The 19,833-nt window shown below is 64.5% G+C and carries 15 protein-coding genes; 7 read left to right on the top strand and 8 right to left on the bottom strand.

All coding sequences use genetic code 11. The features are described 5' to 3' along the window. Positions 1-42 precede the first annotated feature (42 nt). Together R4P47_RS09335 and R4P47_RS09330 are read left to right on the top strand one after the other, a co-directional pair. On the top strand, positions 43-1,290 hold the full coding sequence (locus R4P47_RS09335; protein ID WP_317784610.1) for a sensor histidine kinase: 1,248 nt from the start codon (positions 43-45) through the stop codon (positions 1,288-1,290). Further along, the gene (locus R4P47_RS09330; protein ID WP_317784609.1) at positions 1,287-1,943 is read left to right on the top strand and encodes a response regulator transcription factor; all 657 of its coding nucleotides are present in this window, start codon (positions 1,287-1,289) and stop codon (positions 1,941-1,943) included. The genes R4P47_RS09335 and R4P47_RS09330 overlap by 4 nt, the downstream gene beginning before the upstream one ends. A gap of 2 nt (positions 1,944-1,945) precedes the next feature. Here R4P47_RS09330 and R4P47_RS09325 read toward each other — a convergent pair whose 3' ends face one another. Further along, the gene (locus tag R4P47_RS09325; protein WP_317784608.1) at positions 1,946-3,268 is read right to left on the bottom strand and encodes an NAD(P)/FAD-dependent oxidoreductase; all 1,323 of its coding nucleotides are present in this window, start codon (positions 3,266-3,268) and stop codon (positions 1,946-1,948) included. A 130-nt stretch (positions 3,269-3,398) separates the two neighbouring features. Here R4P47_RS09325 and R4P47_RS09320 point away from each other — a divergent pair, with 130 nt between their 5' ends. Further along, positions 3,399-4,298, top strand: coding sequence for a LysR family transcriptional regulator (locus R4P47_RS09320; RefSeq protein WP_068053390.1), 900 nt, complete (start codon positions 3,399-3,401; stop codon positions 4,296-4,298). Here the strand turns inward: R4P47_RS09320 and R4P47_RS09315 are convergent. Further along, positions 4,274-5,242, bottom strand: a complete 969-nt coding sequence (locus R4P47_RS09315) for an MsnO8 family LLM class oxidoreductase (RefSeq protein ID WP_317784607.1) — start codon at positions 5,240-5,242, stop codon at positions 4,274-4,276. The two genes, R4P47_RS09320 and R4P47_RS09315, sit on opposite strands and share 25 nt — an antisense overlap. A gap of 93 nt (positions 5,243-5,335) precedes the next feature. Here R4P47_RS09315 and R4P47_RS09310 point away from each other — a divergent pair, with 93 nt between their 5' ends. Beyond that, the gene (locus R4P47_RS09310; RefSeq protein ID WP_317784606.1) at positions 5,336-5,710 is read left to right on the top strand and encodes a VOC family protein; all 375 of its coding nucleotides are present in this window, start codon (positions 5,336-5,338) and stop codon (positions 5,708-5,710) included. On the opposite strand, the gene R4P47_RS09305 is transcribed toward R4P47_RS09310, so the two are convergent. Beyond that, positions 5,707-6,660: an endonuclease/exonuclease/phosphatase family protein gene (locus tag R4P47_RS09305; protein ID WP_317784605.1), complete on the bottom strand. Its 954-nt coding sequence runs from the start codon at positions 6,658-6,660 to the stop codon at positions 5,707-5,709. The genes R4P47_RS09310 and R4P47_RS09305 overlap by 4 nt on opposite strands. A gap of 133 nt (positions 6,661-6,793) precedes the next feature. Here R4P47_RS09305 and R4P47_RS09300 point away from each other — a divergent pair, with 133 nt between their 5' ends. Further along, positions 6,794-8,434, top strand: a complete 1,641-nt coding sequence (locus tag R4P47_RS09300) for a GMC oxidoreductase (protein ID WP_317784604.1) — start codon at positions 6,794-6,796, stop codon at positions 8,432-8,434. A 45-nt stretch (positions 8,435-8,479) separates the two neighbouring features. Beyond that, a complete protein-coding gene (locus R4P47_RS09295) occupies positions 8,480-8,821 on the top strand; it encodes a hypothetical protein (protein WP_317784603.1) in 342 nt (113 codons plus the stop codon). Between the two features lie 9 nt (positions 8,822-8,830). On the opposite strand, the gene R4P47_RS09290 is transcribed toward R4P47_RS09295, so the two are convergent. Beyond that, the gene (locus R4P47_RS09290) at positions 8,831-10,399 is read right to left on the bottom strand and encodes an alkaline phosphatase D family protein (protein ID WP_411567313.1); all 1,569 of its coding nucleotides are present in this window, start codon (positions 10,397-10,399) and stop codon (positions 8,831-8,833) included. Positions 10,400-10,565: 166 nt separating this feature from the next. On the opposite strand from R4P47_RS09290, the gene R4P47_RS09285 reads away from it, so the two are divergent. Then, positions 10,566-10,988 (top strand): VOC family protein, encoded by a 423-nt coding sequence (locus tag R4P47_RS09285; protein WP_317784601.1) that lies wholly within the window; start codon positions 10,566-10,568, stop codon positions 10,986-10,988. Between the two features lie 24 nt (positions 10,989-11,012). Here the strand turns inward: R4P47_RS09285 and R4P47_RS09280 are convergent, their stop codons facing one another. From R4P47_RS09280 to rpoB, 4 genes are all read right to left on the bottom strand, one after another. After that, a complete protein-coding gene (locus R4P47_RS09280; protein WP_317784600.1) occupies positions 11,013-11,552 on the bottom strand; it encodes a hypothetical protein in 540 nt (179 codons plus the stop codon). Positions 11,553-11,623: 71 nt separating this feature from the next. Beyond that, positions 11,624-12,013, bottom strand: a complete 390-nt coding sequence (locus R4P47_RS09275) for a VOC family protein (RefSeq protein WP_317784599.1) — start codon at positions 12,011-12,013, stop codon at positions 11,624-11,626. Positions 12,014-12,179: 166 nt separating this feature from the next. After that, entirely contained in the window at positions 12,180-16,136 is a 3,957-nt protein-coding gene (locus R4P47_RS09270) for a DNA-directed RNA polymerase subunit beta' (RefSeq protein WP_269595372.1), read from the bottom strand. Between the two features lie 96 nt (positions 16,137-16,232). Then, positions 16,233-19,739, bottom strand: coding sequence for a DNA-directed RNA polymerase subunit beta (rpoB, locus tag R4P47_RS09265; protein ID WP_094687957.1), 3,507 nt, complete (start codon positions 19,737-19,739; stop codon positions 16,233-16,235). Positions 19,740-19,833: the final 94 nt, after the last annotated feature.

The following is a 19,833-nucleotide window of genomic DNA, read 5'->3' as shown; positions in this document are numbered from 1 at the left end:
CTGCGCAGGTTTCGACCCGCATGGCGACCGCGAAATCCCGTGGTGCTGCCGCTCGAAATGCTCCTGGCCACGCTCGTCTACGCCGGATTCCAACTCTCCACCGGCATGGTCGGAGACACCAGAGACGAACTCGTCCGCAGCCCGACCCTGATCGCAGTGGGTATCGTCGCTCTGCTGGCGATGACCGCCGCGACGTGTGTGCGCCGATCGTTTCCCGTCGTGTCGTACCTGTCGGTGGTCGCGATCAGCGTCGCGCTGATTCTGGTTCTGCCGGACCGCACTCTCGGATTCACCCCGCTGTACTGGTTTGCGATCGCCGCCTTGGCAATTCGAGTGACCGGGCCACGCCTGTTCGCTCCCCTCGCCGTCGGCCTCATCCTCGAGATCGTCGTCAGCGTCGACACCCGGCTGTCCTTTCCCGATGCCGCAGCCGGACCCGGTGGCACGATCGGGGTGGTGGCCGAGCAGGTCGTGAACCTCGCCATCAACTACACGGTGCTCATCGCTCTGGGTAAGTACATCGCACGGAACAGAGCCCAGGAGCTCGAGAGCGAGGCCGCCCTCCGCCGAGCCGAGATCGAACACCGCCAGCAGCTCGACGCGGCGCTGGACAACGAGAGAAAAGCCATGGCACGCGAACTCCACGACGTCGCGGCTCACCACCTGACCGGCATGCTCATCCAAGCCAAAGCATCGAAGACCCTCATCCCGAGCAACCCCGAGCAGGCACGCGAACTACTCACCGGCGCAATCGGACACGGCCAGCGCACCCTCGACAGCCTGCGCCAGATCGTCGGCATCCTGCGACCGAGCGACACGGCCTACAGCTTCGACACCGACCTCAGCTTCGACACCGCCACTGCACCGCAACCGATGATCTCCGACATCGCCGAGCTGATCGAACAGTCTCGAATCTCGTTCGGGCGCGTCCAGACGAGCATCGTGGCAGACAGTGACGATACCGACAGCGCCGTGCAACTGACGTGCTACCGCGTCGTTCAGGAAGCGTTGTCCAATGCCCGAGTCCATGCGCCGAACTGCGTTGTGCGCGTGCAGGTGACCGTGGGTTCGTCGGCCGTCGAGGTAACCGTCACCAACACGATGCCGTCGGACGGGACACAGCGCGAGTCCACAGGACAGGGATTCGGTATTCCGGGAATGCGGGAGCGGGCCGCTCTACTCGGCGGGACCCTCGACGCCGGATTTTCCGACGACCGAACGACGTGGACCGTGCACGCTCGATTGCCCGTCGGCGGAAAGATCTCTCGGGCGCAGGAGGTGCCGGCATGATCACCGTTCTGATCGCGGACGATCAGCCCGTGGTTCGACAGGGGTTCGAGCTGTTCCTGGCGGGCCACCCCGACATCGAGGTTCTCGGGCACGCGCACTCGGGAAGACATGCTGTACAACAGGTATCGACCCTGAAACCGGACGTCGTACTGATGGACATCAGAATGCCGAACGGTGACGGACTGACCGCAACGCGAGAGATACTGGCGCAGTTCGACAGCGTTCGCGTCATCGTCGTCACCACGTTCGACCTCGACGAGTACGTGTTCGCCGCCCTCGACGCCGGGGCGTCGGGCTTCCTGCTCAAGGACACCGATCCCGACGAACTCGCCGACGCGGTGGTCACCGTCGCCGGCGGCGGGGCGGTACTCTCTCCTCGCCTGACCCCGCGCCTGATGACCGAGTTCGCCCGCCGCGGCGCGCCGAGTCGGCCCAACTCCGTTCCGCCGCAACACGACCTGAGTCTGCGAGAAATGGAAGTGGTGCAACTACTGGCGCAGGGCCTGGGCAACAACGAGATCGCGCGGGAACTGCAACTCGAACAGAGCACGGTGAAGACCCACATCGGTAACATCTGCCGCAAACTCGACGTCAACACCCGAGTGCACGTGGTGATCTGGGCCTACCGCAACGGCCTCGTGAGCAGCCGGTAGAGCTAAGCTGCCTTTCGCTCCTCGTCATCGGCAGTCTCATCGGCGCGCTCGACCAGCGAGGCAGAGTGGTCGGTGTATTGGAAGTGCGGTCGCTTGTCGCCGATGTACGACGTCATCCACGACACCACCGCGACGTAGCGGTTTCGGAAGCCGACCAGGTACATCAGGTGCACCGCGAGCCACATGAGCCAGGCGATCGGGCCCGACATGTCGACCTTGCCGAACAGTCGCGCCACCGCACTGAACCGGCCGACGATCGACATGCTGCCCTTGTCGGTGTACTCGAACGGCGTTCCCGCGTCGACCTTTCCGATGATCATCTTCGCCACGTGCCTGCCCTGCTGCATCGCCACCGGCGACTGTCCGGGGAGCTTGTGCAGCGACGTCACGTCGCCGATCGCGTAGATGTCCTTCGCCGAGCCGACCGTCAGATCGTCGTGCACGAGAAGGCGTCCGGCACGGTCGGTCTCGCACCCGGTGCGCTCGGCGATCGTGGCCGCGAGATCGCTGGCCTGAACACCGGCCGACCAGATAACAGTCTTGGCCGGGTAGGTACGCGAGGTCTTGGTGTCGACATCCTGCACCGTGACGACGTCGTCGGCGATGTCGGTGACCATGGCTCCGGCGACGACGTCGACGCCGGACTTCTCGAGCTTCGTGCGGGCATACGCGCTGAGCTTGCCGCCGAACGCGGGCAGAACTTCCTTGACCCCGTCGACGAGAGTGACCGTGACGTCGCTCGGGTCGATGTCGGGGAACGAGCTGGCGAAATAGCGGTGCGCGAGATCCCTGATCTGGCCGGCCAATTCGACACCCGTCGCGCCTGCACCGACAACGACGAAGCTCAGCAATTCCTTGCGAGCAGCCGAATCGGTTGTCAGGTGCGCAGTTTCGTAGCAACTCAGGATCTGCTCACGCAGAGCGATCGCGTCGTCGACGGTCTTGAGCGCGAACGTGCGGTCCTTGAACTCGTCGCGCCCGAAGTACGCCTGCGTGGCACCCGTGGCGACGATCAATCGACCGAAGCCGATGGTGTGGCTCTGTCCGGCACCGATGTAGGTGACCTGGTGATTCTCGGGATCGACATCGACGACGCGCCCGAGACGCACGTCCGCCGAGTCGTACTGCGCGAGGATGCGCCTGACCGGAGGGGCGATCTCACCCGTCGAGAGCATTCCGGTGGCGGCCTGGTAGAGCAGCGGCTGAAAGAGGTGTTCGGTGGTGCTGGAGATCAGCGAGAACGTCACACCGGCCTTGCCCAGAGACTTGGCGGCAGCCAATGCTCCGAATCCCGATCCCACGATGACGACGTCGTACGTTTGCACAGCACTTTCCTTTTCGGCTCGAGTCTTTTCCTCTACGAAGAACTACCTCCATGAAACTCCGACCGCGATGCTCTATCAACGCGGAAGTTGAAATAGCATCTATGAGCAGAACTCATGATTGGATGGCTACATGGAACTGCGGCAGCTGAAGTACTTCCTCGCGGTCGGCGAGGAACTGAACTTCTCGCGCGCTGCCGAACGCTGCTACGTCTCGCAATCGGCGATCAGTCTGCAGATCTCCAAGCTGGAACGAGAAATCGGTGAACCGCTGTTCGAGCGGACCTCTCGTACCGTTCGATTGACCGTTGTCGGAGCACAATTGGTCTCCATCGCCCGGCACATGGTGGAGCTCGAGCAGGCCGCGCTGGCGCTGACGACGCGCAAGCGGAATCAGCTGCGCCTGACCGGAAACATGACGTTCGCGGCCAACGCAATCTCCGCCATCGTCGCGGTCCGTGAGCGTCATCCCGACGCCGAGATCGACTTCGTCCTGAAACGATTCGCAGAACAGATCGAAGCGGTGACGTCCGGCGACTGCCAGGTGGCGCTGATCCGCGGCAGCGTCGAACGCTCCGGTCTCCATGTGACCGAACTGTGGACCGAGGACCTCGTCGTCGTTCTTCCCGAGGGTCATCCTCTGGCGGGTGAGGACAACCCGAGCCTGAGCCAGCTCGCCGGCTACCCCCTGCTACTTCCCAAACGGAGCGAGCAGATCCTGTTGCACCGGGTGATCGAACGCGAGATGAAGCGCAGCGGACTTCCGTTGAGCTTCGGCCCACCCGTGGCGTCGGATCACACCGCCAGCGCCGAACTCCTCAAGAACCCGCAGTGCTGGTCCATCCTGTATGCCAGCACCGCCGACAGCACCCCCAAGACCGGCCTGGTCTTCCGCACCGAGGCCGACCGCAGGCTGCGGCTCCCGGTCTCGGCCGTCGTCGACGCGACCGTGCCCGCCACCGACATTCAGCGCGACCTCGTGGCGGCCCTGGCTGCGACAGCACCTGTTCAGCCCGCCACCCCTGCGAGCTGAGCGAACGCGGCATCGGCGTCGAACAATTCGGCGCGATCGTACGTGGACGTCGAGGCCATGATCTCGTTCGCGCCGGTGCGCTCGATCACCTCCTCGAGCCTCGGGCGGACCTGCCCGGTCGTGCCGAGGATGCTCGACGCCAACGACGCCTCGATTCTGTCGCGCGTCTGCGGCGTCCACTGCGATTGATCGATCGCAGACGCTCGTTCCAGTGCCGGGAACTCGCCCTCACGCCTGGACCTGGCCATCGCCCACGCCTCCGGCACGGCCAACCTACGCGCGTCCTCGGCATCGGCTGCGATGGTCACATCGAGCGAGATGATCACGTACGGTTCGGGATTCGAGGGCGTGGGCCTAAAGTGCTTGCGATACAACGCCAACGGATCGTCCTTCTGCAGCACCGGTCCACCGACGACCACCGGAAGCCCGGCGCGAGCGGCCACCTCGAGACCGGCTCCGGTGGCGAGGACGAACACCGGTGGAGCAGCGGTGACAGGGCGCGCCGTCACCGCGGCCGAACCGTCCAGATACGAACGCAATTCGGCGATGTCGGACTCGAACGTGTCGGGCGCGTCACGGTCTCGGCGCAATGCTGCGCGGACCGGTTCGGTGAAACCGAGGGAGCGGCCGACACCGAGGTCGATTCGGTCGGGAAAGAGGGACTCCAACATCAGGAATTGCTCGGCCACGACCAGGGGCTGATGATTGGGCAGCATCACCCCGCCGGATCCGACGCGAATGCGCGAGGTGCGCGACGCCACCGCCGCAGCAAGTACCGCGGGCGCGCCCGACGCGATACCGGGAACACCGTGATGCTCGGCCACCCAGAAACGGTGCAGCCCGATCTTCTCCGCATGTACCGCTCGTTCGACGGTATGCCGCAGCGAGGAGGCGTCGTCCATTCCGGATCGAGTGCGGGATCTGTCGAGCAGTGAGAAGAACACGGATATGTCAACCGACGAGGCGTCGGGCATATTTCTCGAAGTGTTCGTTCATAGCGGACCGAATGTGTCCGCAAAGGCGCTCAGCATTGCTCCATGAACCTCACCATGAAGATCGAACTCGTCACCCTCGCCGTGACCGATGTGGACCGCGCCAAGGACTTCTACACCTCGATCGGCTTCGAGGCCGACCACGACGCCCGCCCCTGGGACGGCATCCGGTACGTCCAGCTCACTCCCCCGGGTTCGGCGTGCTCCATCGCGATCGGTGAGGGCATCACCGACGCCGAGCCGGGCAAGGGAGCCGGGATTCTGATGGTCGTGGACAACATCCAGGAGGCCTACGAGCACCTCACCTCGTCGGGTCTGACCATCGATCCGCCCAAGGACGAGGGCTGGGGCACGTTCGTGTACTTCGCCGACCCCGACCGAAACAAGTGGTCGGTGCAGCAGTTGCCCGCACAGCCCTAGTGGGGACCGAAGGCAAGCCGAGCCAGGATGCCGCGGTGGTCGGAACCGGTGATCGTCACCGCCTCGACCGATCGAACCGCCATGTCCGCCACCAGAACATGGTCGATGGCGATGACGGGTGGGTACCAGGTGTGCGCCGGATACGTCCTGAGCATCCCGGCCCCGGTGGCCACCGCGGCATCGACGAACCGGCCGTCCTGTAGATCTCGGTACCGCCGATGATCCTGCGTCGCGTTGAAGTCGCCGGCCACCACCACGGGACCGTCGTCGACGGGGATCTTGGCCAGCAGTTGACGCAGCAGCGCGAGCTCGCGAACCCATTCGGACGGCTCCCGCGGCCACGGCGGCACCGGGTGAACCGCGAACACCAGAGGCCGACCCGGCATCTCCACCCGTGCAGAGAGCAATTCGGTCACAAAACCGTCGTGCCGCTGCTCGTCGACGAGCGGGAAGCGGCTGTAGATGCCGGTACCTTCGCCGCCGGGGGCGGCGCTGACATACGCGTGCGGCAACGAGCCGGACAGTCTCGGGCGAAGACGGGCCTCTGCCTCGGGCGTCAGTTCTACGAGGGTGAGCACGTCCGGGCGGTGTTGCTCGACCAGCGCAACCAACGCGTCGAGATCGGCCTGTCCCAGCCAGATGTTGGCGTGCAGGACCGTCAGAGTCGGTGCCTCGGTCGTCGTCCGGGAGCGGTGCCTGTGTAGTGGACGGTGCCTCTGCAGCGGCAGCTGCGTTGCGATGGCACCCGTCAGTACAGCCGCCCCCGCAGCCAGCCCCCACCACCCGAACGCCACGGCCGCGAGTGCAGCGCCGGGCACCGCGGCGAGCATGAGGACATGTGCCAAAGACGCGGCAACGAGCATCGCCTGCCCCCGCGCGTCGACGAGGTGCGCCACGATGCCGAGTACCGCTGCGAAGAGCAGTAACAGGGCCAGCGATGCCGAAACCATGAGCGGAAGTCTTACAGGCAAACCTGAGGCCGAGCTGGGAAGCATCCTCGAGACCGACCGAACTGTTCGCTTTCTCGCCGCAAACACGACAGAATCGACAACGCTGTCCGTGAGTCAAGTAGGGGGACTTTCCGTGAACCGAAGGCAACTGCTGCGGTTGGCCGCTGCCGGAATGCTCGGCGCTGCCGCCGCTCCGGTCCTGAACTCGGCCGGAATGCCGGGCTCCGCCACAGCGGGCGCGCTGCCGATCGGTGCCGAACGCATCCGAGCACTGGTTCCCGAGCTGTTCGCCGCCCCCCCGCGCCCACCGGACCACTCACCCGTGATCGTCATCGGCTCCGGCTTCGGTGCCAGCGCCGCCGCCCTCCGCATGGCGCAGGCCGGCACCCAGGTCACAGTCCTCGAACGCGGACTGCGCTGGCCACGTGATCCGTGGCGCGAGATCTTCACCGCCGACATGACCGCCGACGGACGCGGACTGTGGCAGCAGAGCTCCTTCACCAACATCACCGGCATGCCCGTCGGGCCGGTCGACCTGTTCGGCGGCGTCCTCGACACCACCCGCTACGAGAACCTCTCCGTCTGGCGCGGCGCTGCCGTCGGCGGCGGCTCGATCGTCTACACCGGTGTCACCATCGCCCCGGACAAGAAGTTCTTCGACCTCTCCTTCGGCGGACGACTGAACTACGACGAGATGGCCGCCACCTGGTACCCCAAGGCGCGCTCGATGCTCCGGCCGTCGGCGATGCCCGAGGACGTCTACAACAGCCCGAACTTCGCACACTCACGCACCTGGGACGACCACGCCCGGCGGGCCGGCTTCACCCCGCAGGCAGTGGACGGCAACTGGAACTGGAATGTCGTCCGCGACGAGATCGGCGGCCGCTCGAGGCCGTCCGCGACCGTCGGCGCGAGCACCTTCGGCAACTCCAACGGTGCCAAGCACGACCTGACCCAGAACTACATCCCCCAGGCCGAGGCCACCGGCAACGCGACGGTATGTCACAGCCATCGCGTCGCGGCGATCGGCACCGAATCCGGCGGCCGCTACCGCGTCGAGATCGAACGCCTCGACCCGTTCGGCAACGTACTCGAGACACGCACACTCACCTGCGACACCCTCGTCCTCGGAGCGGGGTCCATCGGCACCACCGAGCTGCTGATGCGCGCCCGCAGCACCGGTGCGCTGGCGAACCTCAACGAATTCGTCGGCACCGGATGGGGCACCAACGGCGACGCGTCGATGACGCGGTCACTGGGGCCGATGTCGGCCGGACCGCAGGGTGCGCCGTGCGCGTCCCGCATCGTCGACGACTCAGGACTGCCACTGACCGTCGAGAACTGGTACGTGCCGGGCGTTCCGGTGAATCTCGGTTTCATCGGCTCCCTCGGTATGACCATCGATCCCCTGCGTGGAAACTTCGGATTCGATTCCGCCACAGACACGTTGACCCTGAACTGGCCGAAGGGTGGCAGCCGCGACACCGTGGAAGCCCTACGCGCAGTGCAGAATCGGATGGCTCAGGCCGGCGGTACCGTCGTCGCAGCCGAACCGTTCACCCGCGACGTCGACGACACCTTCACCGCCCACCCACTCGGCGGCGCGGTACTGGGCGACGCCACCGACAGCTACGGGCGGGTGAAGGGTCACCCCGGGCTCTACGTCGTCGACGGTGCCCTGATCCCCGGTAGCACCGGAGCCGCCAACCCGTCGCTCACCATCACCGCGTTGGCCGAACGCAACGTCGCGCAGATCATCGCCGACGGTCGCTGACCGTCCGAAGTGGGTAGACCCGCGCCGAACGGGTAGCCCACAGGTATGCCCGTCAACGACCCGACCGAACGCACCATCGCCGACCGCGACGTCGAAAAGCGCTGGAACGACCCCGGTGCCCTTCGTAAGGCTGCGGGATACTGCGCAGGTGTGGTGGCGGTGGCTGCCGCCCTGACCGCGGTGTTCCTGCTCGTCGACCGCTCCAGTCCTGTGTTGGCCGCGTCGGTGCCTGCGGTGTGCTTCCTCGGCGGGATCGGAGCTCTGACGTTGGGATACAAGTCGTACCGAGCCGGTGGCACGTGGCCGATCTGGCAGGGCGCGGCATGGTTCCTGTTCACCGTGATGCTGCTCGGCCTGGCGATGCCGATGTTCGCCATCCGTCAGTGACCGTCGGCGTCAACCCAGCTGAATCTCGGGGCGGCCTTCGGGGACGGTGACGGTTGCGGCGGTGCGCACCGGCTTGCCCGGCGTCGACACCGCATCGAGAACCCTCACTTCCGAATGCCATTCGGTGTTCGTCAGCGTGCTGCGGAGATAGCCGCGACGAGCATTGCCGTACCTGACGTGCGGTGAGGCCTCGGCGATAGCCGCCCCGGCGGCGTCGACATCGGCACCGTCCTTGCCCGACGCGATCGACGTGGCCGCGATCTCCACACCTTGGATCGGCGACACCTGATCCTGGTAGTCGCGTCGCAATTCCGACACGATCGTGCGATGAATGTCGCCGACGATCGACGCGACGTTCTTCGTGCCACGATCCCTGGCCCCGTCCAGAATTCGGTGCCGCGACGCCTCGTATCCGCTCCACGGATCCATCCCGACCTTGCGATCGCCGCCGAGCCCACGAGCCAAGTCCGAGATGACCGTCTGATGCGCCAGGAAGTTCCACGACGACGGCGATGCGAACCCGTCGAGAATCCACTTCTCCTGCGCTGCACCGGTTATGGTGCGCGACGGATCGGCCGTCTCCGCGTCCTGCGCATGCTCGCCGTCCCCGTGCGCCTGATCGCTGCGGTACTGCCGTGTGTCCAGCACCGAGAAGTCCACCAGATCGCCGAACGAGAACCGACGATAGACCGTCATGTCCGGTCCGACGGGCTTCAGATTCGCCCGAACCGGGGTGTTCTCCCACCACGCCTTGAACGCATCGGCTCTGCGCAACAGGAACTCTCGCGGATCGTCGTCGTCCTGACTGATCTGCGAGGCCCAGTTGTTGTCCACCTCGTGATCGTCGAACGTCGAGACGAACGGTGCCGACGCATGGGCCGCGGCGAGGTTCTCGTCCGCCTTGTACAAGGCATACCGGTCTCGATAGTCGCTGAGCACCATGGTTTCTCGGGCAGCCGACTCGGTACGCGGCTCACCCTTCCGAGCACCCTCGTCCTTGATCGCGTACTCGTAGATGTAGTCGCCCAGAAAGAACACCACATCGAGATTCGACGCCGCCAGGTCCTGGTATGCGCCGAAGTAGCCGTCCTCCCATTTCTGGCACGACGCCCAGGCGAAATCGAGCCTGCTCAACGGTTGGCCCAGCGCCGGTGCGGTTTTGGTGCGGCCGACCGAGCTGGAGTGCGGTCCGACGAGAAAGCGATAGAAGTATTCGCGAGCAGGCTCCAGCCCTCGGACGTCGACGTGAATCGACCAGCCGTCGAACTCGGTGGCAAGCTCGACACCCTCGCGGGTGATGTTCGCGAATCTCTCGTCCGCGGCGATCTGCCACCGCACCGGCACAACGCCAGGAGTCATTCCGCCCAGTGGCGCAAAGGGATCGGTGGCGAGTCTGGTCCACAACACCACCGAATCGGGCAGTGGATCGCCGGATGCCACGCCGAGGCGGAACGGGTAATCGGGCGTCACCACGGACTGGGCCTGCGCCGTGGTCCCTGCGAGTCCCGGAGTGAACGCCAACGCCCCCACCAGCGCACTCCACGTCAGAAACTGTCGACGTGTGGCGCCCGCTCGCATGGAGATGTCCTGACCGAACCGTATCTCGTTACCCCGTCTCACCATCCTTCGAGGCTGTCGCGCCCGAACGAACTGTGCGCGTCGTCGATCGAAAGGGCACATGAACACGAAATTTCCATTCGATTCAGGACCTGAGTCGTCCGCAATCACGGCAAAACTCGAACGCATGACGAACACCGACCGCACAGGCTCCCAAATCGACCACCTCAACATCGGCGTCGCCGATCTTGCCGCCAGCGCCGAGTTCTACGGTGCTGTACTGAAACCGCTGGGGATCAGCGAAATCATGCGGGTACCGCACACCCCCGAGGCCAACCAACTCGCCATGATCGCGTTCGGTTGGGCGCAGTTGAAGCCCTTCTTCTGGATCGTCGACGCACCGGGTTCGGCCATCGGACCGCACACCCATCTCGCCTTCAGCGCCCCGGATCGCGCCACCGTCGATGCCTTCCACGCGGCAGCACTCTCGGCAGGAGCGATCGAGCTCAGGGCTCCAGGGCTGCAGTCGGAATACCACGCCACGTACTACGGATCATTCGTCCGCGATCTCAACGGCATCGACCTCGAGGCCGTCTGCCATCACGGATGATTCGACGAACGCCTTCTCAGTCGGTCAGCTACTGCCGAACATCGGCGGCAGGGCGGGAATCGGCGAGACAGGATATGCAGCAACGTTCATGACGACAGTGCCGTCGCAGTATCCGCCGAAGATCGTGGTGGTCCACACGCCCTCGAAGCTGCCATCGGGCTGCGGGGTGTAGTAGGCCACCGAGTGCGCGTCGTTGTATTCCTTGGGATTTCCTTCACCCTTCCAGCAGTCCCACACCCAGTCGTAGGTGTGCACCCAACTCGTTCCGTCCCAGACGTAGTCGATCGGGCGGTTCTGGAGGGACTCGTTCGCCGGGGGTGGACCGGCGACGACGGAGGCAACACAGTCTCCGTCGACGCAATCGGTGGCAAAGGTGTAGACGTCGGAGAAATCCGGTTCTCGTTGCGACGCCGCCGCGCTGGTGCCGGTCTTGCTCGCCGCGAACCGCATCAGCGAATAATCACCCGACCACGAAGGATCGTCACCGGGTGCCGCTCCGGCCGGCAGCGCTCCCGCGAGAATCCACGCCATGACCATCACAAGCACAAGCACAGTCTTTCGCATAGGAGGACGGTAGCGGCTGAGACCCCGCAACGAGCCCGAGACGGCGAAAGTCCGCCCGCCCGGTGGGCCATTCAGGCCTGAACAACCCACACCAGATTGCCGTCGGGATCACGCAGCACGAACATCGGCGGCGCACCGTCCTCCGTCCCGGACAATGCGTCCATGTCGACACCGCCGATCGCGGCCAGTCGCGCGTGTTCCGCCTCGACGTCGGGAGTTTCGACACCGATCGACGACCCGCCGGGCGAGTCACCCATCGGCGGATTCAGGGCCAGGCGTGCCGTCGAACCGGGCGGTGCCACCTCGACCCACCGATACTCGCCCTCGGGGCCGAAACGCGTATCGTCGCGCAGCTCGAAACCGAGAACGCGTGAATAGAACTCGAGCGCGGCGTCCTGGTCTGCGACGGTGAACATGGCCACGCCGATGTTCACGATGGTGCTGGATGATTGATCGGTCATGCCGGTACCGACTCGAGGCGCATCGAAAACTCACCGCGCACCCCAGATATACAACAAAGCCCCGCACCGACCGAAGTCGATGCGGGGCTTTGTCTGCTGGCTCTGTCGTCGTGAGCGGAAACTCGTAGTGGGCTACGAGTTTCTGCTCACATGCGACGAAGTCGCTCTAGCGGTATTCGTTGGAGAAACCGTAGTCGTCGAGCGGCACTGCAGCGCCGGTTCCCTGGCCGAAGCCGTCCGGGCTGTAGTACTGATCGTCGTACGACGGCACCGCGTATGCGGCGGCACGCGCCTCTTCGGTCGGCTGCACCGTGATGTTCCGGTACCGGTTGATGCCGGTACCAGCCGGGATGAGCTTACCGATGATGACGTTCTCCTTGAGACCTATGAGCTTGTCGCTACGGCAGTTGATCGCCGCATCGGTGAGCACACGAGTGGTCTCCTGGAAGGACGCTGCCGACAGCCACGAGTCGGTGGCCAGCGACGCCTTGGTGATACCCATCAGGACCGGACGTCCGGCTGCGGGCTCGCCACCCTCGGAGACGACGCGACGGTTGCTCGACTCGAATTCGCTGCGCTCGGTGAGTGAACCGGGCAGGAACTCGGTGGAGCCGCTGTCGATGATCGTCACGCGACGGAGCATCTGGCGAACGATCGTCTCGATGTGCTTGTCGTGAATCGACACACCCTGCGACCGGTACACCTCCTGGACCTCGTTGACGAGGTGGATCTGCACCTGACGGGGACCCATCACACGCAGGACCTCGTGCGGATCGGCAGCACCTTCCATGAGCTGCTGGCCGACCTCGACGTGGTCACCGTCCGCCAAGAGGCGCTCGGTGCCGTCGTCGTGCTTGAAGACGCGCAGACGCTGACGCTTGGAGAGCTTGTCGTAGACAACCTCTTCGCCGCCGTCGTCCGGAACGATGGTGATCTTGTAGAAACGATCGCCGTCCTCGAGCTGGATGCGTCCCGACACGTCCGCGATCGGAGCCTTGCCCTTCGGCACACGTGCCTCGAACAGCTCCTGCACGCGAGGCAGACCACCGGTGATGTCATCTCCGGCGACACCACCCTGGTGGAAGGTACGCATGGTCAGCTGGGTTCCGGGCTCACCGATGGACTGTGCGGCAACGATACCGACGGCCTCACCGATGTCGACCAGCTTGCCGGTGGCCATCGAGCGGCCGTAGCAGGTGGCGCAGACGCCGGTTCCGGTGGTGCAGGTGAGCACCGAGCGAACCTTGACCGACGTGATGCCCGCAGCGAGCAGCGCGTCGATGGCCGGGTCACCGAGATCGTGTCCGCGAGCGACGATGACCGTGCCGTTCTCGTCGACAGCGTCGTTCGCCAACGTGCGGGCGTACGTGCTGGTCTCGACGTGAGCGTCGCGGATCATCTTGCCGTCGGCCGTCTTCTCGGCGATCGTCGTGACGATGCCGCGCTCGGTGCCACAGTCGGTTTCCCGAACGATGACATCCTGCGAGACGTCGACCAGACGACGCGTCAGGTAGCCCGAGTCGGCGGTACGAAGCGCCGTGTCGGCCAGACCCTTACGAGCACCGTGCGTGTTGATGAAGTACTCGAGAACCGTCAGGCCTTCCTTGAAGGAAGACTTGATCGGACGCGGGATGAACTCACCCTTCGGGTTCGTCACCAAGCCCTTCATGCCGGCGAGCGAGCGAACCTGAGTCATGTTTCCGGCTGCGCCGGACTTCACGATCATCGGGATCGGGTTGTCGTCGGGGAAGTGCGCCTCCATGGCCTTACCGACCTGCTCGGTCGCGTCCTGCCAGATCTTGACCAGTGCGGAGTTGCGCTCGACCTTGTCGAGTGCGCCACGCTGGTACTTCTTCTCGATCTGATCGGCCTGAGCCTCGAAGGTCTCCATGATCTGCGGCTTCTCCGGCGGCACGAGGACGTCGGAGATCGAGATGGTGACACCCGAACGCGTGGCCCAGTAGAAGCCTGCGTCCTTGAGCTTGTCGACGGTCTGCGCGACGACGATCATCGGGTAACGCTCGGCGAGATCGTTGATGATGGTCGACTGACGCTTCTTCGGCATCTGCTCGTTGACGAACGGGTAGTCCGCCGGAAGCAGCTCGTTGAAGAGCACGCGTCCCAGAGTGGTCTGCGCGGTCCATGCCTCGCCACGGTTCCAGCCGTTCGGGAACAGCTCGTTCTCGATGTCACGCGGCGGGCGCTGCGTGGTGAGACGAACCCGAATCTGCGACTGCACCGTGAGCGATCCACGATCGACGGCCATCTGAGCCTCGGCCGGGGAGGAGTACGCCCCGAACTCGGCCGTGTCGGTCTTGGCGTCGGCGCGCTCGCCGACAGCACCGGCATCGAGACGCGTCAGGTGGTACAGACCCGTCACCATGTCCAGACGCGGCATGGCGAGCGGACGGCCCGATGCCGGCGAGAGGATGTTGTTCGACGACAGCATCAGCACGCGTGCCTCGGCCTGAGCCTCGGCGGACAGCGGGAGGTGGACAGCCATCTGGTCACCGTCGAAGTCGGCGTTGAACGCCTCACACACGAGCGGGTGCAGCTGGATGGCCTTGCCCTCGACGAGCTGCGGCTCGAACGCCTGGATGCCCAACCGGTGCAGGGTGGGTGCACGGTTCAGCAGCACGGGGTGCTCTGCGATGACCTCTTCGAGAACGTCCCACACCTGCGGACGCTGACGCTCGACCATGCGCTTGGCCGACTTGATGTTCTGCGCGTGGTTCAGATCCACCAGACGCTTCATCACGAACGGCTTGAACAGCTCGAGAGCCATCAGCTTCGGCAGACCACACTGGTGCAGCTTGAGCTGCGGGCCGACGACGATGACCGAACGGCCCGAGTAGTCGACGCGCTTGCCGAGGAGGTTCTGACGGAAACGACCCTGCTTGCCCTTGAGCAAGTCGGACAGCGACTTGAGCGGACGGTTACCCGGTCCGGTGACCGGACGTCCACGACGGCCGTTGTCGAACAGGGCGTCGACCGACTCCTGCAGCATCCGCTTCTCGTTGTTGACGATGATCTCGGGAGCACCGAGATCGATCAGACGCTTGAGGCGGTTGTTGCGGTTGATGACGCGGCGGTACAGATCGTTGAGGTCGGACGTCGCGAAACGTCCACCGTCGAGCTGGACCATCGGACGAAGCTCCGGCGGGATGACCGGGACAGCGTCCAGGACCATGCCCATCGGGGAGTTACGGCCGGCCTGGAACGCAGCGACGACCTTCAGACGCTTGAGCGCACGCAGCTTCTTCTGACCCTTGCCACTGCGGATGGTCTCGCGAAGAGATTCCGCCTCGGCGTCGATGTCGAAGGTCTGCATGAGCTTCTGGATCGACTCGGCACCCATGGCACCGGTGAAGTACTCGCCGTACCGGTCGATGAGCTCGCGGTAGATGAGCTCGTCGACGATGAGCTGCTTGGGAGCGAGCTTGGTGAACGTGGTCCAGATCTCTTCGAGACGATCGAGCTCGCGCTGCGCGCGGTCACGGAGCTGACGCATCTCGCGCTCGCCGCCGTCCTTGACCTTGCGGCGCACGTCGGACTTGGCACCCTCGGCTTCGAGCTCGGCGATGTCGGCTTCGAGCTTCTGCGCACGAGCCTCGAGATCGGCGTCGCGCTGATCTGCGACGGCCTTCTTCTCGACCTCCATCTCGGCCTCGAGCGTCGAGAGCTCGTTGTGACGGAGCTCGTCGTCGACCGTGGTGATGACGTAGGCAGCGAAGTAGATGATCTTCTCGAGATCCTTCGGAGCCAGGTCGAGCAGGTAGCCCAGACGCGACGGCACACCCTTGAAGTACCAGATGTGCGTGACCGGAGCAGCCAGTTCGATGTGGCCCATGCGCTCACGACGCACCTTGGCGCGAGTGACCTCGACGCCACAACGCTCACAGATGATGCCCTTGAAGCGGACGCGCTTGTACTTGCCGCAGTAGCACTCCCAGTCCCGAGTGGGGCCGAAGATCTTCTCGCAGAAGAGGCCGTCCTTCTCGGGCTTGAGCGTGCGGTAGTTGATGGTCTCCGGCTTCTTGACCTCGCCGTAGGACCACTGACGGATGTCGTCCGCAGTGGCAAGGCCAATGCGAAGTTCATCGAAGAAGTTGACGTCGAGCACGTAACTTCCTTTCCCCGTTATGGGTGTTGTGCTGGAAGAGCAAATGAGAGAAACGCCTGCCGGATCCGCACTGGGCGGATCCGGCAGACCACAGAACTACTGAGCGAGGTCGTCGACCGTGGCAGCTTCGTTGCGGGAGAGGTTGATTCCCAGGTTGGCTGCGGCACGCTCGAGGTCTTCGTCGTCACCATCGGCCATCGTGATGGCAGCGCCGTCCGAGGACAGCACCTCCACGTTGAGGCACAGCGACTGGAGCTCCTTGAGGAGCACCTTGAAGGACTCGGGGATACCGGGCTCGGGAATGTTCTCGCCCTTGACGATCGCCTCGTACACCTTCACGCGGCCGACAACGTCGTCCGACTTGATGGTGAGAAGCTCCTGCAGCGTGTACGCAGCACCATAGGCCTGCATGGCCCAGCACTCCATCTCACCGAAGCGCTGTCCACCGAACTGGGCCTTACCACCGAGGGGCTGCTGCGTGATCATCGAGTACGGCCCGGTCGAACGAGCGTGGATCTTGTCGTCGACCAAGTGGTGCAGCTTGATGATGTACATGTAGCCCACCGACACCGGGTACGGGAACGGCTCGCCGGAGCGGCCGTCGAACAACGTGGCCTTTCCGTCGGATCCGACCATCTGCTCGCCGTCGCGGTTGGGAATCGTGCTCTCCAGCAGGCCGGCGAGCTGATTCTCCTTGGCACCGTCGAACACCGGGGTGGCGATGTTGCTGTCGGCCGGAGCCGCCAACATCTCCTCGGGCAGACGCTCGGCCCAATCGGGCTTCGTGCCGTCCGCGGCGATCTGAACGTTCCAACCGGTCTTGCCGATCCAACCCAGGTGGGTTTCGAGGACCTGACCGATGTTCATACGACGCGGCACACCGTGGGTGTTGAGGATGATGTCGATCGGGGTGCCGTCGGGCAGGAACGGCATGTCCTCCTGCGGGAGGATCTTGCCGATGACGCCCTTGTTGCCGTGACGGCCGGCGAGCTTGTCGCCGTCCTGGATCTTGCGCTTCTGAGCCACGTAGACGCGGACCAGCTCGTTGACGCCGGGAGGCAGATCGTCGTCGTCGTCGCGCGAGAAGACGCGGATGCCGATGACCTTTCCGTTCTCGCCGTGCGGAACCTTGAGCGAGGTGTCGCGAACTTCGCGGGCCTTCTCACCGAAGATGGCGCGCAGCAGGCGCTCTTCGGGGGTCAGCTCGGTCTCGCCCTTCGGCGTGACCTTTCCGACCAACACGTCGCCGTCACGAACCTCGGCACCGATACGGATGATGCCGCGCTCGTCGAGGTCTGCGAGGACCTCGTCGGAGACGTTCGGGATGTCGCGAGTGATCTCCTCGGCACCGAGCTTGGTGTCGCGAGCATCGATCTCGTGCTCCTCGATGTGGATCGAGGTGAGAACGTCCTCTTCCACGAGGCGCTGCGACAGGATGATCGCGTCCTCGTAGTTGTGGCCCTCCCACGGCATGATCGCCAGCAGCAGGTTCTTGCCGAGTGCCATCTCACCGTTCTCGGTGCAGGGGCCGTCGGCGAGGACCTGGCCGGTCTCGACGCGCTGTCCCTCGTCCACGATCGGACGCTGGTTGGCGCAGGTGCCCTGGTTGGAGCGCGCGAACTTACGCATCCGGTAGGTCTTGCGGGTTCCGTCGTCGGCCATGACCGTGACGTAGTCGGCGGAGACCTCTTCGACGACACCGGTCTTCTCGGTGATGACGACGTCACCGGCGTCGACAGCTGCACGCAGCTCCATGCCGGTTCCGACGATCGGCGACTCGCTGCGAACCAGCGGGACGGCCTGACGCTGCATGTTCGCGCCCATCAGGGCACGGTTGGCATCGTCGTGCTCGAGGAACGGGATCATCGCGGTTGCGACGGACACCATCTGGCGCGGCGAGACGTCCATGTAGTCGATGTCGTCGGACGAGACGAACTCGACCTCTCCACCCTTACGACGGACGAGAATCTTGTCCTCGATGAAGTGACCCGAGTCGTCGACCGGAGAGTTCGCCTGCGCGAGCGTGTGGCGATCCTCCTCGTCGGCGGTCAGGTAATCGACATCGTCGGTGACCTTGCCGTCGACGACCTTGCGGTACGGGGTCTCGATGAAGCCGAACGGGTTGACGCGTGCGTACACCGAGAGCGATCCGATCAGGCCGATGTTCGGGCCTTCCGGGGTCTCGATGGGGCACATGCGGCCGTAGTGCGAGGGGTGCACGTCGCGGACCTCTAGGCCGGCGCGCTCACGAGAGAGACCGCCGGGTCCCAGTGCCGACAGGCGACGCTTGTGCGTCAGACCCGACAGCGGGTTGTTCTGGTCCATGAACTGCGAGAGCTGGGACGTTCCGAAGAACTCCTTGATCGCAGCGACGACGGGACGGATGTTGATCAGGGTCTGCGGCGTGATCGCCTCGACGTCCTGAGTCGTCATACGTTCGCGCACGACGCGCTCCATGCGGGACAGGCCCACGCGGATCTGGTTCTGGATGAGCTCGCCGACGGTACGCAGACGACGGTTGCCGAAGTGGTCGATGTCGTCGACCTCGACCGGAACCTCGACGCCGTCGGGTGCGGTCATCGAGGTCTCACCTGCGTGCAGACGCACCAGGTACTCGATGGTCGCGACGATGTCTTCCTCGGTGAGGGTCGACGCCACGATGGGCTGACCCGAGTTGAGGCCGAGCTTCTTGTTGATCTTGTAGCGACCCACGCGAGCGAGGTCGTAGCGCTTGTCCTTGAAGAACAGGTTCTCCAGCAGGGTCTGCGCCGACTCCTTGGTCGGCGGCTCGCCCGGACGCAGCTTGCGGTAGATGTCGAGGAGTGCCTCGTCGGTACCGGCGGTGTTGTCCTTCTCCAGCGTGGCCATGAGGATCTCGGAGAAGCCGAAGCGCTCCGTGATCTGCTCGGTGGACCAGCCGAGAGCCTTCAGCAGCACCGTGACGGGCTGGCGACGCTTGCGGTCGATGCGGACACCGACGGTGTCGCGCTTGTCGACGTCGAACTCGAGCCATGCGCCGCGACCGGGGATCACCTTGACGCTGTGCAGGTCCTTCTCGGTGGTCTTGTCGATCGAGTGATCGAAGTAGACGCCCGGCGAACGCACCAGCTGCGACACGACGACACGCTCGGTGCCGTTGATGATGAAGGTGCCCTTGTCGGTCATCATCGGGAAATCACCCATGAAGACCGTCTGGCTCTTGATCTCACCGGTGTTGTTGTTGATGAACTCGGCCGTGACGAACAGCGGAGCCGCGTACGTCATGTCCTTGTCCTTGCACTCATCGGTCGAGGCCTTGACCTCGTCGAATCGTGGGTCGGAGAAGGAGAGAGACATCGAACCCGAGAAGTCCTCGATAGGAGAGAGCTCGGTCAGGATGTCCTCGAGTCCACCGGCGACACTGCTGTCTCCGCGGGCGGCGGCACGGTCACGCCAACTCTGCGCACCTACCAGCCATTCGAACGAATCCGTCTGTACATCGAGGAGACCGGGTACCTCCAACGGCTCGCGAATGTTCGCGAACGAAACCCTCCTCGGGGCTCCCGGTGTTCCGACAACTGCCTTGGTCTGGCTAGAGACTGCCAAGATGCGTCCTTCCAGCACCTCACGCGGGTCGCTCGTGCAGTGCGACCGCCGCTGTATCTGTTTGCTATATGTGGGGCGAATTTCGGCTGGTGCAACCAGACCGAATCCCCAT

This window comes from Rhodococcus sp. IEGM 1370, assembly GCF_033142325.1.
Classification (GTDB): domain Bacteria; phylum Actinomycetota; class Actinomycetes; order Mycobacteriales; family Mycobacteriaceae; genus Rhodococcoides.
This window is presented reverse-complemented; position numbering and strand designations above follow the sequence as displayed.

Bases quoted from the DNA above. Each gene is read 5' to 3' on its own strand.
- R4P47_RS09330 (WP_317784609.1), top strand. From the start codon at position 1,287: ATGATCACCGTTCTGATCGCGGACGATCAGCCCGTGGTTCGACAGGGG.
- R4P47_RS09320 (WP_068053390.1), top strand. From the start codon at position 3,399: ATGGAACTGCGGCAGCTGAAGTACTTCCTCGCGGTCGGCGAGGAACTG.
- R4P47_RS09310 (WP_317784606.1), top strand. From the start codon at position 5,336: ATGAACCTCACCATGAAGATCGAACTCGTCACCCTCGCCGTGACCGAT.
- R4P47_RS09305 (WP_317784605.1), bottom strand. From the start codon at position 6,660: ATGGTTTCGGCATCGCTGGCCCTGTTACTGCTCTTCGCAGCGGTACTC.
- R4P47_RS09295 (WP_317784603.1), top strand. From the start codon at position 8,480: ATGCCCGTCAACGACCCGACCGAACGCACCATCGCCGACCGCGACGTC.
- R4P47_RS09290 (WP_411567313.1), bottom strand. From the start codon at position 10,399: ATGCGAGCGGGCGCCACACGTCGACAGTTTCTGACGTGGAGTGCGCTG.
- R4P47_RS09285 (WP_317784601.1), top strand. From the start codon at position 10,566: ATGACGAACACCGACCGCACAGGCTCCCAAATCGACCACCTCAACATC.
- R4P47_RS09280 (WP_317784600.1), bottom strand. From the start codon at position 11,552: ATGCGAAAGACTGTGCTTGTGCTTGTGATGGTCATGGCGTGGATTCTC.
- R4P47_RS09275 (WP_317784599.1), bottom strand. From the start codon at position 12,013: ATGACCGATCAATCATCCAGCACCATCGTGAACATCGGCGTGGCCATG.